Source organism: Vibrio nigripulchritudo, from assembly GCF_027924785.1.
Taxonomy (GTDB): Bacteria; Pseudomonadota; Gammaproteobacteria; order Enterobacterales; family Vibrionaceae; genus Vibrio; species Vibrio nigripulchritudo.
In genome coordinates this window covers 2,864,694-2,882,785 of the sequence record NZ_AP027049.1, presented here as the reverse complement: position 1 = coordinate 2,882,785, position 18,092 = coordinate 2,864,694, and the positions used below count along the sequence as shown (strand labels likewise).

General features: G+C 46.1%; 16 protein-coding genes. 13 read left to right on the top strand and 3 right to left on the bottom strand.

Translation table 11 applies throughout. The annotated features are described in order from the left end of the window. Positions 1-4: 4 nt before the first annotated feature. Together QMG91_RS13200 and QMG91_RS13195 are read left to right on the top strand one after the other, a co-directional pair. The gene (locus QMG91_RS13200; RefSeq protein WP_281826988.1) at positions 5-631 is read left to right on the top strand and encodes an NADAR family protein; all 627 of its coding nucleotides are present in this window, start codon (positions 5-7) and stop codon (positions 629-631) included. Between the two features lie 723 nt (positions 632-1,354). Then, positions 1,355-1,636: a winged helix-turn-helix domain-containing protein gene (locus QMG91_RS13195; protein ID WP_004408400.1), complete on the top strand. Its 282-nt coding sequence runs from the start codon at positions 1,355-1,357 to the stop codon at positions 1,634-1,636. Positions 1,637-1,682: 46 nt separating this feature from the next. Here the strand turns inward: QMG91_RS13195 and QMG91_RS13190 are convergent, their stop codons facing one another. Continuing rightward, positions 1,683-2,024: a DUF4156 domain-containing protein gene (locus tag QMG91_RS13190; RefSeq protein ID WP_004408399.1), complete on the bottom strand. Its 342-nt coding sequence runs from the start codon at positions 2,022-2,024 to the stop codon at positions 1,683-1,685. Further along, positions 2,024-2,371, bottom strand: coding sequence for a DUF2956 domain-containing protein (locus QMG91_RS13185; RefSeq protein ID WP_281826984.1), 348 nt, complete (start codon positions 2,369-2,371; stop codon positions 2,024-2,026). The genes QMG91_RS13190 and QMG91_RS13185 overlap by 1 nt, the downstream gene beginning before the upstream one ends. 74 nt (positions 2,372-2,445) lie before the next feature. On the opposite strand from QMG91_RS13185, the gene QMG91_RS13180 reads away from it, so the two are divergent. From QMG91_RS13180 to QMG91_RS13170, 3 genes are all read left to right on the top strand, one after another. After that, a complete protein-coding gene (locus QMG91_RS13180) occupies positions 2,446-2,898 on the top strand; it encodes a DUF2919 domain-containing protein (RefSeq protein WP_281826982.1) in 453 nt (150 codons plus the stop codon). Between the two features lie 119 nt (positions 2,899-3,017). Next, complete coding sequence (locus QMG91_RS13175; protein ID WP_281826981.1) at positions 3,018-3,917, top strand: Dyp-type peroxidase; 900 nt, start codon at positions 3,018-3,020, stop codon at positions 3,915-3,917. A gap of 155 nt (positions 3,918-4,072) precedes the next feature. Further along, entirely contained in the window at positions 4,073-5,206 is a 1,134-nt protein-coding gene (locus tag QMG91_RS13170; RefSeq protein WP_281826978.1) for a flagellin, read from the top strand. A gap of 6 nt (positions 5,207-5,212) precedes the next feature. On the opposite strand, the gene QMG91_RS13165 is transcribed toward QMG91_RS13170, so the two are convergent. Then, entirely contained in the window at positions 5,213-6,097 is an 885-nt protein-coding gene (locus QMG91_RS13165; protein ID WP_281826976.1) for a LysR family transcriptional regulator, read from the bottom strand. A 113-nt stretch (positions 6,098-6,210) separates the two neighbouring features. On the opposite strand from QMG91_RS13165, the gene QMG91_RS13160 reads away from it, so the two are divergent. From QMG91_RS13160 to QMG91_RS13125, 8 genes are all read left to right on the top strand, one after another. Next, positions 6,211-7,068 (top strand): N-acyl homoserine lactonase family protein, encoded by an 858-nt coding sequence (locus QMG91_RS13160; RefSeq protein WP_281826974.1) that lies wholly within the window; start codon positions 6,211-6,213, stop codon positions 7,066-7,068. 465 nt (positions 7,069-7,533) lie between these two features. After that, on the top strand, positions 7,534-8,667 hold the full coding sequence (locus QMG91_RS13155; protein ID WP_004408391.1) for a flagellin: 1,134 nt from the start codon (positions 7,534-7,536) through the stop codon (positions 8,665-8,667). Between the two features lie 344 nt (positions 8,668-9,011). Then, positions 9,012-10,145, top strand: coding sequence for a flagellin (locus QMG91_RS13150; RefSeq protein ID WP_022549962.1), 1,134 nt, complete (start codon positions 9,012-9,014; stop codon positions 10,143-10,145). A gap of 271 nt (positions 10,146-10,416) precedes the next feature. Then, positions 10,417-11,550 carry a flagellin gene (locus tag QMG91_RS13145; protein ID WP_022549963.1) on the top strand — a complete coding sequence of 378 codons (1,134 nt, stop codon included), beginning with the start codon at positions 10,417-10,419 and terminating at the stop codon, positions 11,548-11,550. A 423-nt stretch (positions 11,551-11,973) separates the two neighbouring features. Beyond that, entirely contained in the window at positions 11,974-13,107 is a 1,134-nt protein-coding gene (locus QMG91_RS13140) for a flagellin (protein ID WP_022549963.1), read from the top strand. A 957-nt stretch (positions 13,108-14,064) separates the two neighbouring features. Then, entirely contained in the window at positions 14,065-15,198 is a 1,134-nt protein-coding gene (locus QMG91_RS13135) for a flagellin (RefSeq protein ID WP_022549964.1), read from the top strand. Positions 15,199-15,369: 171 nt separating this feature from the next. Beyond that, positions 15,370-16,500: a flagellin gene (locus QMG91_RS13130; protein WP_022549965.1), complete on the top strand. Its 1,131-nt coding sequence runs from the start codon at positions 15,370-15,372 to the stop codon at positions 16,498-16,500. Positions 16,501-16,942: 442 nt separating this feature from the next. Further along, complete coding sequence (locus QMG91_RS13125; RefSeq protein ID WP_022589708.1) at positions 16,943-18,076, top strand: flagellin; 1,134 nt, start codon at positions 16,943-16,945, stop codon at positions 18,074-18,076. Positions 18,077-18,092 lie beyond the last annotated feature (16 nt).

Below are 18,092 nucleotides of genomic sequence, written 5' to 3'. Positions count from 1 at the left end.
TCGAATGATGAAGAGTATTGAGCGAGAGTATTTCAAAGCAGATAGTGCTGCGTTTCTCAAGACTACTGAAAAGTGGGGGAAACTATCCAATATGGCAAGAGGCTTCCCTCTAGCTATCAATGGTTATCACATTGCGAATTCAGAAGCTCTTTATCAAGCTTGTCGTTTTCCCCATAGACCGGATATTCAAGAGAAAATAATAACTCAGAAGAATCCGATGGACGCCAAATCTATAGCCAGACATTTTGATGCAGCTACTTCAGAAGACTGGATGGAGAGGAGAGTCTTCATTATGAAATGGTGCCTGAGAGTCAAACTTGCTCAGAACTGGGATGCATTTTCTAAGGAGCTATTAGCAACGCAAGACCTTCATATAGTTGAAATATCTTTTAAGGACAAGTTTTGGGGTGCGACTCCAGTGACAGGAGATAGGCTTCTGGGACAGAATGTATTAGGGCGGCTTTTAATGGAACTGCGTGAGCAAATCAAAATCCATCATTCCGAAAGGTTCTGGACAGTATTGCCACCTAAACTTGATAACTTTCTTTTGTTAGGTCAGGAGATTGGTAGAGTATACAAGTATGAGGCGTCAAAAGTGACTGACTCTACATTTCAGAGTGAGATGTTTTAGGGTATAGCCCAGTGACAAATATGAAACGGCTCTAGAGACCATGTCTTTAGGGTCGTTTTTCTATTTTTGGAACAGATTTTCACAGGGTAGACCCTAATGATTTAGTTAGAGAGGATATTTTGAATTGTTAGGAGCAGCATTAACCCCTTTGCTATGGACTGTGATTGCATGGGCGTATATTGGGTACGCTATGTTTCAGAACGAACCGATTCCTAAGGCAGACTGGTTGATTGTCGGAACTTACACTATATGCTCATTGGTTTATGTTGCCATCAGAGCTTACGGCGTTAAAAATCAATGACTTATATTTATTTTGCTTTTATGTACGGAAGTGTCTAAAAAGTCTCGCAGTTAGGAATGCCGTACATGATGTTTGCCATAGCGCTATTGCTTCCTTTTTACTTTTGAGGTTTCAAATCCTATCAGGTTAAAAAGGGGTCGCAAGTCCAAAGCGCTCGTCAAAGCAAAAATACGGTATTTATTGGCCAGTTGATAACTAAAAACAGGCACTCGGAAAGCAATAATGTCTCATTTATCAGCAAAGCGTTTCGTGTACGATAAACGAGAGGTTAATCACTCCCAATCTCATTAAGTTTGATCAAGCGCAACATATCACGTGCCAGAACATCAATAATGAGGAAGTTCCCACCATGAGTGGGGGTATTACCAGAGATCTCAAAGGAGAAGATCCTTGGCTAGAGAATACAGCGGTAGGAGGTGTCAATGGAATTGAATCCTGTATTTGCAAGACGATTATATTTGGCTTTATTAGTAGAGAGTCTGGACAGACCGAACGTTCCTAAGCTTATCGAGAAAACTGGCTGGCCCAGACGCACCATTCAAGATGTTCTTAAAGCATTGCCAGGCTTAGGCATTGAACTCATGTTTGTACAGGATGGACGCCGTCATAACGATGGCTATTACCAATTATCCGATTGGGGACCATTTGACAGCCAATGGGTACTAGACAGACAAAAAGACATTGCATCAACGCTGGGATATTGAGCGTAAAGGTGGATTGATTCAGCCAGCAGTTTTGCTGGCTGATTTTTTATGGGCAAAAGTAAGCGTTACCAAAGAAGGTTACAGATGTTTTGAAATGGATTGGGCTGTTTAAGTAAACGCGATTCGCCCCAAGTGATGAAGCCCGGTTCTTTAAGTCATTGACTGCGCCCTGAATCATGGCATCGTTGTTGAAAAACAAAAATGAATACCAGTGACCTTCACTGCCTGTTAACTCGCCTTTCCACTGACAGGCTTTATCTACCTCGGCAGAATCTGCATAAACCGAAACGTGCTGGGCGTTGGGTTGTATTCTTTGAGATGGCGTAGAACATGCCGCCAGCGCTAGTACACTGACCAAGAAGATTGCACGCCCAATGAACTTCAACATTATTTATTACCCAGAATGAACGCAATAAAGCCTATCCAGCTTACTGCCAGAAGAATCCAGGGTAAAAGGTTAGTAGATTTTTGTTGCACGGGTGCGTCAGCCGTTTGTGGCTCATCATTTTCTACCAAATTTTGCTGCTGCTTACTTTTCTGAACCTTCTTTTTGGCTTTGTCTGCCTGACGTTGCCTCTCTTTCTGCTGCTTTTTGTAGAGTGCAATGCCTTTTTCAATTCCTTGAGCAATTAACTTGGTCTGCTCCTTAGTTTGCCCGGGCTTTTGCGTCGCTTTAGCAATTTTTTGGGCTTCAGATTGTGTTTCTGCAGATGGGACAATTTTTTTCTGTTTCATTGCGAACCGCGGCTTGGTATGTTTGGCCTAGAGGGTGATGCCCTAGTCTAACATTATGAAACGCAGAGGTGATAGTGCGCTATCCGATTGAAGATTACGACAAACATGGTTATTTGAAAGCCCCTATCTGGCTATGGTTAGGCTGGCTTTTTTTAGCAAAAGCATGGGTTGTATTTGTCGTTGCAGGTGTCAGTCGAGAATCTGGAAGTAAACTGCTGGAAATGATCTACCCGGTGAAAGACACCCTTTATCTCGGCTTAGCCATGGGGTTACCGTCAATTTTACTGATGTGGTTAATTGGCTTTCGCAACCCGGAAAGGAGCTGGATTAATCGGTTAATGAGTTGGGGAAGAGGGATTACCTTAGGTCTGATAGTCAGTCACTTCGCTTTAGTGGTGTACCAAATCAAACTGGGTGGTGCAGCTTTCAGTTGGTCTCACTCCATCACTGCAGTTTTACTGATCTGGTTTTTTCTGTTTGTCTGGAAAAGCCGCAGGCTAAAAGAAAGCCTGAAATGGGTGAAATAAATATCACGGTTCTTTGATTTCGCTTTCACTTTTATGACTTACATTTATGGCACTATGCTTGTTATATCCCCCCAAGCAGAGGCGGGAGTAATAATCGCTAACTAAATGTGAGTAATAATATGTCGAATCCGCAACACGCGATTGTGCCGGAAGCAGGTGCATTCGCTCTTTATTCTTTGTTTAAAATCAGTAGCGAACCTCAAGCTGTTTTGTCTGCACTGCAAGCTCTTCCTTCTTTAATCAAAGAAGTGAATGATCAACAGGAAGCAGATGTAAAACTGAGCGTGTCTTTCACACATCAGTTCTGGTCCAAATTAAATCAGCCGATGCCGGGTGAACTGGAACCTTTCCGCGAACTGGGCAAAGGCGACATTATTGCACCAGCAACAGATGTCGACTTCCTGGTTCATTGTCATTCAGACAGGCATGATCTGCACTTCTTTGTATTGCGCAAATTCTTAACACCCATCGCAGAGCACGTAGAGCTGGTGGATGAAACTTATGGTTACCGCTACCTCGACTCCCGAGACATGACCGATTTTGTTGATGGCACAGAAAACCCGAAAGGGGATCAGCGTCATGATGTCGCGATAATCCCTGAAGGCGATTTCGCTGGTGGCAGTTACGTGATGGTTCAGCGCTTTGTTCATAACTTGCCCGCCTGGAATCGTCTCAATGTATCAGCGCAGGAAAAAGTGGTGGGAAGAACCAAACCCGATTCCATCGAACTTGATAATGTACCCGCTGCTTCCCACGTTGGTCGTGTAGACATTAAAGAAGAGGGCAAGGGGTTGAAGATTGTTCGTCACAGCCTGCCTTATGGCTCAATGTCGGGTGAACACGGGTTACTCTTTATTGCTTACTGTCAAACACTGCATAACTTCAAAGCCATGCTTGAAAGTATGTATGGTGAAACCGACGGTAAAACCGATCAGTTGCTGCGTTTTACCTCAGCAGTGACTGGCGCGTATTTCTTTGCACCCTCTGAAGCGATGCTTTCTGAATTAGCATTGGCTTAGCCTGAGTCCTTCTGGCTACTTATCCCGAGTACAGGTTAAGTAGCCAGAAAATAAGCGTTTCCTGTCATGAACAAAAAATATTCAATTTTTTCCTAAAGGTTTTTAAGCCCCCGCCGCTATAAAGCTGAATACCCTTAATTTGAGTATGCAGAACAATGGCAGTTACCGTTAATACTAATGTTTCAGCACTGGTTGCCCAGAGAAATCTTGGGGTGGCGACTCAGGCGTTGAATCAATCTCTGGAGCGCTTGTCTTCAGGGAATCGTATTAACAGTGCAAAAGACGATGCCGCTGGTTTGCAAATTTCTAACCGACTGGAAACACAGATGCGTGGTTTGGACGTCGCAGTCCGAAACGCGAACGATGGCATTTCCATTATGCAAACCGCAGAAGGGGCGATGAAAGAATCCACCAACATTCTGCAAAGAATGCGGGATCTTTCCCTCCAGTCTGCCAATGGTTCTAACAGTCGAGCCGAGAGAATTGCACTTCAAGAAGAGATGAGCGCGTTAAATGACGAGCTTAATCGAATTGCCGAGACCACCTCTTTTGGCGGAAAAAAACTGCTGAATGGCACTTACGGTAGTTCGGCTTTTCAGATAGGTGCGAGCGCTGGTGAAGCCGTTAATGTGTCGCTGAATAGCATGCGATCTGACACTCTTGCCATGGGGGGCGCCAGTTATATTGCCGCGGGAAAAGCTGGCAGTGACTGGACAGTTGGTGCCGGGCAAAACGAATTCAATCTCTCCTTTACTGACAGCGCTGGTGCTGCAATTAACATTAGTATTCAAGCGAAAGTCGGAGACGACATCGAAGAACTGGCGACCTACATCAATGGTCAGACCGATTTGGTGTCTGCGTCTGTCAACGAAGACGGGCAGCTTCAGATTTTTGCTTCTGCTAACGAAGTTGCGAGCCCAGTCAGCTTTAGTGGCAGCCTGGCAGCCCAACTTGCGATGTCCGGTCCTGCACTCGAAACCGTGGACGATATCGACATTACCGATGTCGGCGGGGCACAACGTGCCGTCTCTGTTATCGATACAGCATTAGGGTATGTGGATAGCCATCGGGCAGAGCTGGGGGCGTATCAAAATCGCTTTGATCATGCGATCAGCAATCTCGATAACATTAATGAGAACCTCGCCGCTTCAAAAAGTCGAATCAAAGATACCGACTTTGCCAAAGAATCGGTTGAGATGATCAAGCAGCAAATGCTTCAACAAGTCAGTACCACCATTCTTGCTCAAGCGAAGCAAGCGCCCAACATTGCTTTGACGCTACTTGGCTAAACGAGCTCAAAGATCTTTAAATTTCTTTTCTAAAAAACTGATTAACGCCTGTGTTTTTCTGGATTTGTCCCTTTGGGAAGGGTATACCGCGTAAATAGGCCCCGGCGTTTCGACCTGATAGTCTGGAAGCAGTTTGACCAACTTACCTCGCTTAACAAACTCTTCCCCAAAAACTTGCGGGAGAACCGCAATTGAGTTTCCATGAACCAGTGCTTCCGCCAGTGGTCCAAAGTCGTTGCTGAAAATTCGATAATTGGTGGAAATCACATCGCTTTGACCGTCTTTGTATACCCGCCAGTCTTTCGCGAGATATGGAATAGTGAGCGCCGATACCTTATTTAACTGACTTGGGTGTTTGGGTAATTTATTGCTTTTAAGCCACTTTGGGCTCGCAAACAGGTTCATTTTTGTATCGTAGAGCTTTTTGGCTATCAAGCTTGAATCTTTTAAAGGACCGGGGCGAATGGCGAGATCGATTTGATCACCAAACACATCTTCCAGTTTGTTGCTGATACGAAATTCGATTTCTAGGTCTGGATGCAACCCCTGAAATTCGGCTACCCAGGATGAAAGACGGAAGTAAGATAAGAAAATAGGCGCAACGATAGTCATCTTTCCCCGAATATGCCCCCCTTGTTCCTGCAGAAAATCGACACTATCCAGCAACCCCTGCAAATGTGGCGACGCCTGTTGGTTAAGCAGTTGACCCGCCTCTGTCAAAGAGACGGTTCTGGAGGTGCGTTGAACCAAAGTCACTTGCAGGCTTTTTTCCAGTTCAGAAACACGCCGACTCACTGTGCTGGTGGGCATATCAAGTACTGCTGCCGCGCCATTAAAGCTGCCTTTATCAGCAATGGCTTTAAGAACGCGTAAGTCATTTAGGTTAATCATTAATAAGGCTCTCAAGATTAATCCCAAAAATGGGATGCTGCGTTCTCTTTATGTTATTTGAGTTTCATATTTGGGTCTATACCATTGGCTCGTTCGTGAAAGGAGTCAATACCATGAAAATCAAAAGTTTTATCCTAGCTTTAGTTGTGTCCCCTTTGTCATTTGCACAAACCAGTCAGCCTCAGTTTTCAACCGATGGCAGTGTCGATGTGTCGGTCAGTGTTTTGGATTGCGGTCGAATTGAGTCAAGAAAACCATCCATGTTTAATCCAAAGGCGACCAGCGAGAAGCCACTGAAAATGGTGAACAGTTGTTATGTGATTTCTCACCCGAAAGGTAAGCTTTTTTGGGATGCTGGCATTAATGACGAGTTCATTACGCAGAAAGACGGCATTGAAGTCATGGATGGGGCATTTCACTTTTCCGTTAAGAAAACGCTGTCTGAGCAATTGCAGACACTTAATGTGTCTACGAAAGATTTTGACTATATAGCACTGTCGCATCTGCACTGGGATCACTCTGGAAACGCCACCAAGTTTCAAAACTCTACCTGGTTAGTTCAGAAGCCAGAATTTGACGTTGCGTTCGACACACAAAAGCTCCAGAACTATGGATTCAATTTGAGCGACTATCAGCACCTGCAACCAAAAGCGAAAGTCATAGAAGGGGATCATCAGGTGTTTGGGGATGGCTCTGTGGTGCTTATCTCTGCTTACGGTCACTCTCCTGGTCATCAGGTGCTGTATATTGATTTACCTCAGCATGGTCCAATCCTTCTGTCCGGCGACCTATACCACACCCGTGAAAACTACAAACGCAAAGCCATTCCGATATTCAATCAGAAAGAGCAAACCGTAGCCGCCTTCAAAAAAGTGGATGCCATTCTGAAGCAAACAGGAGCTGAACTTTGGATTGGGCATGATGCGACGGAGTTTAGTGAGCGAAAGCTTGCTCCCTATTTGTACAGATAGAACTCAACAAACCAGCAAGGCGAGCCAAAGAGCTCGCCTTTTTGCCAAAAGAGGTCAAATTTGTATTTTGGAATAAAAAGTAACCAGAATGGCGTGTATTTTAAAGTAAAGCCAAATAATTGACGGAATTATTAGGTGTTTTATTTACTTTAAGCAAGTCCGATATAGAAGCAAGGCATTCAATTAACCCTGTTATTGATAGGCTTTATGCCTTTATTTTAAAGGGATTGAGTGGCAAAAAAGAAGCTTGTATCGGCGAAGTGAAATCGAACTTTAGAAGGAAATCGAAAGAAATAGCGCGTTTGATTCATTTGTAGCCAGTTGAACAAATAAATCCATTTTTTTAACGAAATCCGCTCAAGTAAACACATGTCGTGTCGTTAATGATTGCATCTTGAAAATAACAACGTGGTTTTCCGTTTGCACGGAAAGCGCAACAACGGAAAATCATTTGGAGCAATACCCATGAGCATGACAGTAAATACCAATGTTTCGGCAATGACGGCACAACGTCACCTGAACAATGCGGCTAGCGATCTCACAACGTCTATGGAAAGACTTTCTTCAGGCTTTAAGATCAACAGTGCGAAAGACGATGCTGCGGGCTTGCAGATCTCGAACCGCTTGAACGTACAAAGCCGTGGTCTTGACGTGGCAGTACGTAACGCCAACGACGGTATTTCGATTGCTCAGACCGCCGAAGGTGCAATGGATGAAACAACAAACATCCTGCAACGTATGCGTGACCTTTCTCTTCAATCAGCTAACGGCTCTAACTCCAAAGCTGAACGTATCGCGATTCAGGAAGAGGTTACTGCACTAAACGACGAGCTGAACCGTATTGCAGAAACCACGTCATTTGGTGGTAATAAACTGCTCAACGGTACCTACGGTACCAAGTCGTTCCAGATCGGTGCTGACAATGGTGAAGCCGTTATGCTTTCATTAAAAGACATGCGAAGCGACAACAACATGATGGGCGGTCAGTCTTATCAGGCAACCAATGGTAAAGATAAAGACTGGGAAGTGTCAGCGGCGGCATCTGATCTTACTATCAACCTGACAGACAGTTTCGGTCAGGCACAGACTCTGACTATCAACGCAAAAGACGGTGACGATATTGAAGAGCTTGCTACCTACATCAATGGTCAGACGGACTTAGTAAAAGCATCGGTAGGGGAAGAAGGTAAGCTTCAGATCTTTGCTGGCAATAACAAAGTTTCAAGTGATCTCGCTTTCAGTGGTGGCTTAGCCGGTGAGCTGACGATGGGACCTAAGCAAGACGTAACAGTAGACAGTATTGACGTTACTTCTGTAGCCGGTGCTCAAGAATCGGTTGCGATTATTGATTCGGCGCTTAAGTACGTAGACAGCCACCGTGCTGAGTTAGGTGCGTTCCAGAACCGCTTTGACCATGCCATCAGTAACCTGGACAACATTAACGAAAACGTCAACGCGTCGAAGAGCCGAATCAAAGACACTGATTTTGCGGCGGAGACGACGGCAATGACTAAGTCACAGATCCTTCAGCAAGCGTCCACATCGATTCTTGCACAAGCTAAGCAGGCACCAAACTCAGCAATGAGCCTGTTGGGCTAATTTGCCCACTACCTGCCAACAGAAGTATTAAAAGAAGCACGGGCAGAGATTTCTGCCCGTCTTTATGCATAATCCTGACCCTGCCACGAAATAAACCTCATCAAATAACACCTATTAATGTGAGATCAATCTAAGGATCTTTGTCAGTTTCGCTCAAAAATCACGCCCAATTCTTCACGCAACTATCTGAATAAATGGATGTTTAAAAAATATTCAAAGACACGATGAATTTTCTCTAAAGATCTTTGTGACTGAGCCGTTATAAAAAGCACGAGAGAGAAATACGCTTGGTTTTCCGCGACGGCGGAGACCGTAATAACGGAAAATCAACTGGAGAATACATCATGGGCATGACTGTAAACACCAACGTATCAGCAATGACAGCGCAGCGTCACCTAAACAACGCAGCGAGTGACCTAAACCTATCTATGGAGCGCTTGTCATCGGGTTTCAAAATCAACAGCGCCAAAGACGACGCGGCAGGTCTTCAGATCTCCAACCGTCTGAACGTGCAAAGCCGAGGCTTAGGTGTCGCGGTACGAAATGCTAACGACGGTATTTCGATCGCTCAGACAGCCGAAGGTGCGATGAACGAAACCACGAATATCCTGCAACGTATGCGTGACCTGTCTTTGCAATCCGCGAACGGCTCTAACTCAAAATCAGAGCGTATTGCGATTCAGGAAGAAATGACCGCACTGAATGACGAACTGAACCGTATCGCAGAAACCACATCCTTTGGTGGTAACCGACTACTGAACGGGACTTACGGCACAGCGGCATTCCAAATAGGTGCAGACAACGGTGAAGCGGTTATGCTCACCATGCGAGACATGCGTAGCGACAACGAAATGATGGGTGGTAAGAGCTACCAGGCAGCGAACGGCAAAGACAAAGACTGGACAGTGCCAGATGCCGCGACGGATCTGACCATCACGCTAACTGACAGCTTCGGCGACCCGCAAACACTGAACATCAGTGCCAAAGCAGGGGACGACATCGAAGAGCTGGCGACTTACATCAATGGTCAGACAGACCTGGTGAAAGCATCAGTCGGTGAGGGCGGTAAATTACAAGTCTTCGCAGGGAACAACAAAGTCATTGGCGACGTGACTTTCGGTGGTGCACTGGCAGGTGAACTGGCGTTTAACCCAGGTCAGAACGTTACAGTCGACACTATCGATGTAACCTCTGTTGCGGGTGCTCAGGAATCCGTTGCGATTCTGGATACTGCGTTGAAATACGTGGACAGCCACCGAGCAGAGCTGGGGGCATTCCAGAACCGATTCGGTCACGCTATCAGTAACTTAGACAACATTAACGAGAACGTGAACGCGTCGAAGAGCCGAATCAAAGACACTGATTTCGCCTCCGAGACGACATCGATGACCAAAGCGCAGATCCTGCAACAGGCATCCACCTCGATTCTGGCTCAGGCGAAACAAGCGCCAAACGCAGCGATGAGTCTGCTGGGTTAACTTAACTTCTAAAAGACCAAAACATTAAAAGGAGCCGAATGGCTCCTTTTTTTGAGCTTTATAATTAATTACTAACATATCTTATGGGTTTCGGTGCTTTTTTGGTGTTAGTAACTTACTAAAAATTAGATTTGGAAAAGTTTTTAAAGAAAATTGGAAAAAATTCTAAAGTATCTGGTTTGGGTGCCGTTAAGGAAAGTACAGAGAGAGGAATGGGTTCTGCGTGAGAAACAGGGCTCGAATTAACTAACATTTTTTGGAGAATTACATCATGGGCATGACTGTAAACACCAACGTATCAGCAATGACAGCGCAGCGTCACCTAAACAACGCAGCGAGTGACCTAAACCTATCTATGGAGCGCTTGTCATCCGGTTTCAAAATCAACAGCGCGAAAGACGACGCGGCAGGTCTTCAGATCTCCAACCGTCTGAACGTACAGAGCCGCGGTCTGGACGTAGCGGTACGAAATGCCAACGACGGTATTTCCATCGCTCAGACAGCCGAAGGTGCGATGAACGAAACCACAAATATCCTGCAACGTATGCGTGACCTGTCCCTGCAATCCGCGAACGGCTCGAACTCCAAAGCCGAACGTATCGCGATTCAGGAAGAGGTGACCGCACTGAATGACGAACTGAACCGTATCGCAGAAACCACATCTTTTGGTGGTAACCGACTATTGAACGGTACTTACGGTACAGCGGCATTCCAAATCGGTGCAGACAACGGTGAAGCGGTCATGCTTACCCTGAAAGACATGCGTAGTGATAACGCCCTGATGGGGGGTAAGAGCTACCAGGCAGCGAACGGCAAAGACAAAGACTGGACAGTACCAGATGCCGCGACGGACCTGACCATCACTCTAACTGACAGCTTCGGCGACCCGCAAACACTGAACATCAGTGCCAAAGCAGGGGACGACATCGAAGAGCTGGCGACTTACATCAATGGTCAGACAGACCTGGTGAAAGCATCGGTGGGTGAAGGCGGTAAATTACAAGTCTTCGCAGGGAACAACAAAGTTACAGGTGATGTCACTTTCGGTGGTGCACTGGCAGGTGAGCTGGCGTTTAACCCAGGTCAGAACGTTACGGTCGACACCATTGATGTGACGTCTGTGGCGGGTGCTCAGGAATCCGTTGCGATTGTGGACAGTGCACTGAAATACGTGGACAGCCACCGAGCAGAGCTGGGTGCATTCCAGAACCGATTCGGGCACGCCATCAGTAACTTAGACAACATTAACGAGAACGTGAACGCGTCGAAGAGCCGAATTAAAGACACTGATTTCGCCTCCGAGACAACGTCGATGACCAAAGCGCAGATCCTGCAACAGGCATCTACCTCGATTCTGGCCCAGGCGAAGCAAGCGCCAAACGCAGCAATGAGTCTGCTGGGCTAAACCGACTCTCTCGCGGGGAGGGGCGCACGCCCATGACGTCCCTTCCCGCCTCTCTTTAGAGAGGAGCGAGTTCAAGAAAGCATGGGTACAGACCGCTTTGCTGTTCTGGTTGAACAGCCGAAACAGCAAAACGGATCTGCTTAACGCAATCCTCAATTTTCAAGAATAAAAGTACTCATGATGAATAGGGCGGTTTTTATCGGCTTTCTGCCAATTATCTTGAGCATAATTCTTACTTTATTGTTTGTTTTTGTGATTAGGATTTGATTTGTGCTTTTGAGGTTTATTTTTTCTTCTTTTGGCTGATTTTTGCCTAAAGAAAATAAAAATTGAGCCGTTATAGAAAGTACAGAGAGAGGAAAGGGTTCACGCAAAATGAGCGAGAGTCCTTAGTTACAAAAATTTCAACTGGAGAATTACATCATGGGCATGACTGTAAACACCAACGTATCAGCAATGACAGCGCAGCGTCACCTAAACAACGCAGCAAGTGACCTAAACCTATCTATGGAACGCTTGTCATCCGGTTTCAAAATCAACAGCGCGAAAGACGACGCGGCAGGTCTTCAGATCTCCAACCGTCTGAACGTACAGAGCCGCGGTCTGGACGTAGCGGTACGAAATGCTAACGATGGTATTTCGATCGCTCAGACAGCCGAAGGTGCGATGAACGAAACCACAAATATCCTGCAACGTATGCGTGACCTGTCCCTGCAATCTGCGAACGGCTCTAACTCCAAAGCCGAACGTATCGCGATTCAGGAAGAGGTGACCGCACTGAATGACGAACTGAACCGTATCGCAGAAACCACATCCTTTGGTGGTAACCGACTATTGAACGGGACTTACGGTACAGCGGCATTCCAAATCGGTGCAGACAATGGTGAAGCGGTCATGCTTACCCTGAAAGACATGCGTAGTGATAACGCCCTGATGGGGGGTAAGAGCTACCAGGCAGCGAACGGCAAAGACAAAGACTGGACAGTACCAGATGCCGCGACGGACCTGACCATCACACTAACTGACAGCTTCGGCGACCCGCAAACACTGAACATCAGTGCGAAAGCAGGGGACGACATCGAAGAGCTGGCGACTTACATCAATGGTCAGACAGACCTGGTGAAAGCATCGGTGGGTGAAGGCGGTAAATTACAAGTCTTCGCAGGGAACAACAAAGTTACAGGTGATGTCACTTTCGGTGGCGCACTGGCAGGTGAACTGGCGTTTAACCCAGGTCAGAACGTTACGGTCGACACCATTGATGTGACGTCTGTGGCGGGTGCTCAGGAATCCGTTGCGATAGTGGATAGTGCACTGAAATACGTGGACAGCCACCGAGCAGAGCTGGGTGCATTCCAGAACCGATTCGGACACGCCATCAGTAACTTAGACAACATTAACGAGAACGTGAACGCGTCGAAGAGCCGAATCAAAGACACCGATTTTGCTTCTGAGACAACGTCGATGACCAAAGCGCAGATCCTGCAACAGGCATCCACCTCGATTCTGGCCCAGGCGAAGCAAGCGCCAAACGCAGCAATGAGTCTGCTGGGCTAAACCGACTCTCTCGCGGGGAGGGGCGCACGCCCATGACGTCCCTTCCCGCCTCTCTTTAGAGAGGAGCGAGTTCAAGAAAGCATGGGTACAGACCGCTTTGCTGTTCTGGTTGAACAGCCATAACAGCAAAACGGTTTGAGTGATTAAACCGTAGCCTGATAGGGACTTTCCCATATCAGAAGAACAATTCGTACAGAGGAGTATTGAAACGAAGCACCAAATATATATCGGTAACGATCTTTAGGAACAGATAGGGAGAACAACTAGCACAGATCCATCTAAACGCGTACAAGCGAAATTAGACTTTATCCGTGTTAACCGTTCCTTGTATCTACCTTTCGATCCAGTACCCAACGATGCGAAACAGTAAGGAGGACATGCAAATTACGTAAAAATGTACTGAAGAAAATTTTAGTTCATGCATTTTTCTCAAGCGTATTTGTATCCGTTCACCCTGTTTTAGAGATGGCACAGATCTATCTACTTGTTGGATTTCAGAACTTATACACGATGGTACCGCGGCAGCTGAGGCTGTACGTCTGGTGTATCAGAGTGGTATCTGAATATCCAAGAATGATTAGACAAAGCCTTTCCATAGCATTCGATAATCGGTGATTCATTTCAGTATCTTGATAATGGTTTTTTATTAAACCATAGCGCCTCCTATCTCCTTTACTGCCATTCAGGTAGGGTCTGTTCACGCCTTTAATATTTCATTTAAATTGTATTTTATTAATTTATAACTGCATGTATATAAAAGAAAAAATTAAATTAATACCTAACTATATGCTTTTAAATGAAAAATAATATCTAAAGTCATATATTTTAAATTTTTATCCAAAAAAACCTAAAGAATAGAAATAGTAAGTCGATACAATTTATGACTTTGAGAGAACTAGTTGGTTTTCCGAGACGTCGGAAGCCGCCCTTAACGGAAAATCAATGGGAGAAATCACCATGAGTATGACAGTAAACACTAACGTATCTGCGATGACAGCACAGCGTCACCTAGGCAATGCAGCAAGTGACTTAACCACATCGATGGAACGTCTATCATCTGGTTACAAAATCAACAGCGCTAAAGATGATGCAGCGGGTCTGCAAATCTCTAACCGCTTAAATGTTCAAAGCCGCGGTTTGGATGTGGCAGTACGAAATGCTAACGACGGTATTTCGATTGCACAAACAGCTGAAGGGGCGATGAAAGAAACGACAAACATTCTTCAACGTATGCGAGACCTATCGCTGCAATCTGCTAACGGTTCAAACAGTAAGTCTGACCGTGTTGCGATTCAGGAAGAAATCACAGCGTTGAACGACGAATTGAACCGTATCGCTGAAACCACTTCATTTGGTGGTAACAAGCTTCTAAACGGAACATTCGGCAACGCTTCATTCCAGATTGGTGCAGACAGCGGTGAAGCGGTCATGCTGGGTCTTAAGAGCATGCGTTCTGATGAAGCTGCAATGGGCGGACAAAGCTACCAGGCTGCAAACGCGAAAGGCGCAGACTGGACAGTTGATGCAGCAGCATCTGACCTGACCATCGCATTCACCGACAAAGACGGTGTGGCTCAAAACCTGACCATTAATGCGAAAGCGGGCGATGACATTGAAGAAGTGGCGACCTACATCAACGGTCAAACGGATCAAGTTAAAGCCTCTGTAGGTGATGACGGTGTTCTGCAAGTTTTCGCTGACAACAACAAAATCGACGGTGCAGTAACCTTCGGTGGTGCACTTGGTGGTGAGCTGGCTATGGGTGCTGCTCAGGCGACAACAGTAAGCGATATCGACGTAAGAAACGTATCCGGTGCGCAACAATCTGTAGCAGTCGTGGATGCCGCGCTTCAATACGTTGACAGCCATCGAGCAGAGCTGGGTGCATTCCAGAACCGATTCGACCACGCAATCAGCAACTTAGATAACATCAATGAGAACGTGAACGCGTCTCAGAGCCGAATCAAAGACACAGACTTCGCGAAAGAAACTACTGCGATGACTAAGTCTCAGATTCTGCAACAAGCATCTACCTCGGTATTAGCTCAGGCAAAGCAATCTCCAAATTCAGCGTTAATGCTGCTGGGCTAATTCTCGAAGTTTAAGGGCGGTCTGGGTGGTTGGTTGTGTTGCAGCCACCTGGCACTCCACTGGGTTAAGACGGTTTACCGTTCACGATTGAATCGTCAGACCCAACGCTCTGGCAAGGTTTACCTTGTAGTGGAATGAGACGGAACCTTAAGATTTTTCAGGAGCATTTCAGTGGCATTAACGGTTAACACCAACGTATCTGCAATGGCAACCAGACACCAACTTAAAGGTGTTATGAGCGACGCAAGTACATCACTGGAACGTTTATCTTCAGGCTCTAGAATCAACACGGCAAAAGATGACGCAGCTGGTCTGCAGATTGCCAATAGACTCCATGTACAAACTCGCGGGATAGATGTAGCAATTCGAAATGCAAATGATGGTATGTCCATCGTTGAAACAGCGGAAAGCTCGTTAGACGAAACAACCAACATCATGCTGAGAATGCGAGATTTATCCATCCAGTCAGCCAACGGTAACAACAGCGATGCAGATCGTCAGGCACTACAACACGAAGTGTCTTCTCTCAACGACGAGCTGAACAGAATTGCTGAAACCACTAGCTTTGGCGGCGAAAAACTGATTAACGGTACATATGGAACCAAGTCGTTCCATATAGGACCGAACACCGATGCCATTATGGTTTCGCTAACGGATATGCGCACTGATTCGGAGCGCATGGGAGGAGACAGCTACCTAGCACAAAATGGAAAAGACAGTAACTGGACAGTCACTGATGCAACCAATCAATTGAATATCCAGTTCCAGGATGTCGCAAACCAAACTGTGAATGTACAAATAGAAGCTAAATCTGGTGATAACATCGAAGAGTTAGCGACTTACATTAACGGGCAAACGGACGAGATCAGCGCTTCAGTAAACGAGAACGGACAACTTCAGCTGTTCGCGCCGAATCATGATGTTAAATCTGATCTCACGTTTAGTGGCAGTCTTGCCTCAGAACTTGCACTATCGAAACAAGGTCAACTTACCGTCGACTCTCTCAACATCAGTACGGTAGGAGGCGCACAGCAAGCAATCGCGGTGCTGGATGCGTCTTTGACCTACGTCGATAGCCAGCGTGGCCAGCTGGGCGCAATTCACAATAGATTCGAAAGTGGTATCTCTAACCTGGGCAACATGAGCATTAATGTGAATGATTCCAAGGGGCAACTTAGAGATGCCGATTTCGCTAAAGAAGCGACGAGTCTTACCAAATCGAAAATCTTGCAGCAAGCGTCTAACGCTATCATTGCTCAGGCAAACCAATTGCCTTCCGCAGCAACCAATCTGCTTCACTAATTCAGAAAAAAACCTCATTTAAAAACACTAAGTGTTTAACGAAAACACTTGAAATGGTCAGCTATCGCGAATCCTCTCGCTACGACTCTGATTCCCCTTATTGAATCGCATCTAGTTATCTCTATTGATGAGTCGATAAAACGCCCTGTGTGCCCTTAGAGCGCGTTTTAAGACACGAAGCAGAGTGCTTTAGCTTTGGCATGTTTCTCCCTTCTCTAGAAGCCAGTTTGAGCTAATGAGTAAATGCTCGTTTTTGTTAACTTACTGATCATCATACGGTTCTTGTATTTCCTGCTCTCCCTCATAAAAAAATCCGAAAAAATCTGAGTTTTTCCCTAAAGAACTTAATGGATCCGCCGTTAAAAGGAATGCGAGAAATGAGATGGTTTAGCGAGGTGAGAGACGCGACGCCATCATCCTTAATGTCAAAGGAGATCTAACTATGGCAATATCAGTAAACACTAATGTGTCTGCTATGACGGCCCAGCGTAACCTGAACAACGCTGCGTCCGACATGAACAGATCAATGGAGCGTTTATCATCGGGATACCGTGTTAATAGCGCGAGAGATGATGCCGCTGGGCTTCAAATATCGAATCGTTTGGATTCACAAAGTCGCGGTTTAGACGTGGCGGTGCGAAATGCAAATGACGGTATTTCGATAGCTCAAACGGCGGAAGGTGCGATGAAGGAAAGTACTAACATCCTTCAACGTATGAGAGACCTTGCACTTCAATCGTCTAACGGTTCCAACAGTCGCTCAGAGCGAGTTGCGATCCAGGAAGAAGTAGCAGCCCTAAACGATGAATTGAATCGTATTGCTGAAACCACTTCCTTCGGTGGCAATAAGTTGCTGAACGGCACTTATGGTACTCAGTCTTTTCAGATAGGTGCCAGTTCCGGTGAAGCGGTATTGTTGAAAATGGGTAACGTTCGTTCCGACCATGAAGGTATGGCCGGTAAAAACTACACAGCTGCCAATGCGAAAGACGGTAACTGGGTGGTGGAGAGCGGGTCCAATGACCTGACCTTTGCGTTTACAGACTCAGAGGGTAACGCGCAAAACATCACTATCAACGCTCTGGCCGGCGACGATATTGAAGAAGTTGCAACTTACATTAATGGTCAGCAGGACTACCTGAAAGCTTACGTAGGCGACAATGGTGAGTTGGGCGTATTTGCTCACAACCAAAAAGTAGATGGCGATGTGACGTTCAGCGGCGGGTTAGCCGGAGAACTGAGCATGGGAACGGCAGAAGATGTTGCGGTCAATGATATTGACGTAACAACGGTTGCAGGTTCTCAACAAGCCGTGGCCGTCATTGACGGTGCACTAACAAGTGTCGACAGTAAGCGCGCAGAGCTTGGTGCATTCCAAAGCCGATTTGACCACGCTATCAGTAACTTAGATAGCATTAACGAAAACGTGAACGCATCGATGAGTCGCATACGCGACACTGATTTTGCGAAAGAGACGACTCAATTGACGAAGTCTCAAATCCTGGAACAGGCTAGTACGTCTATCCTGGCTCAGGCAAAACAGTCACCATCCGCGGCACTGAGTTTGTTGGGTTAAATCTGGTATACTTCTG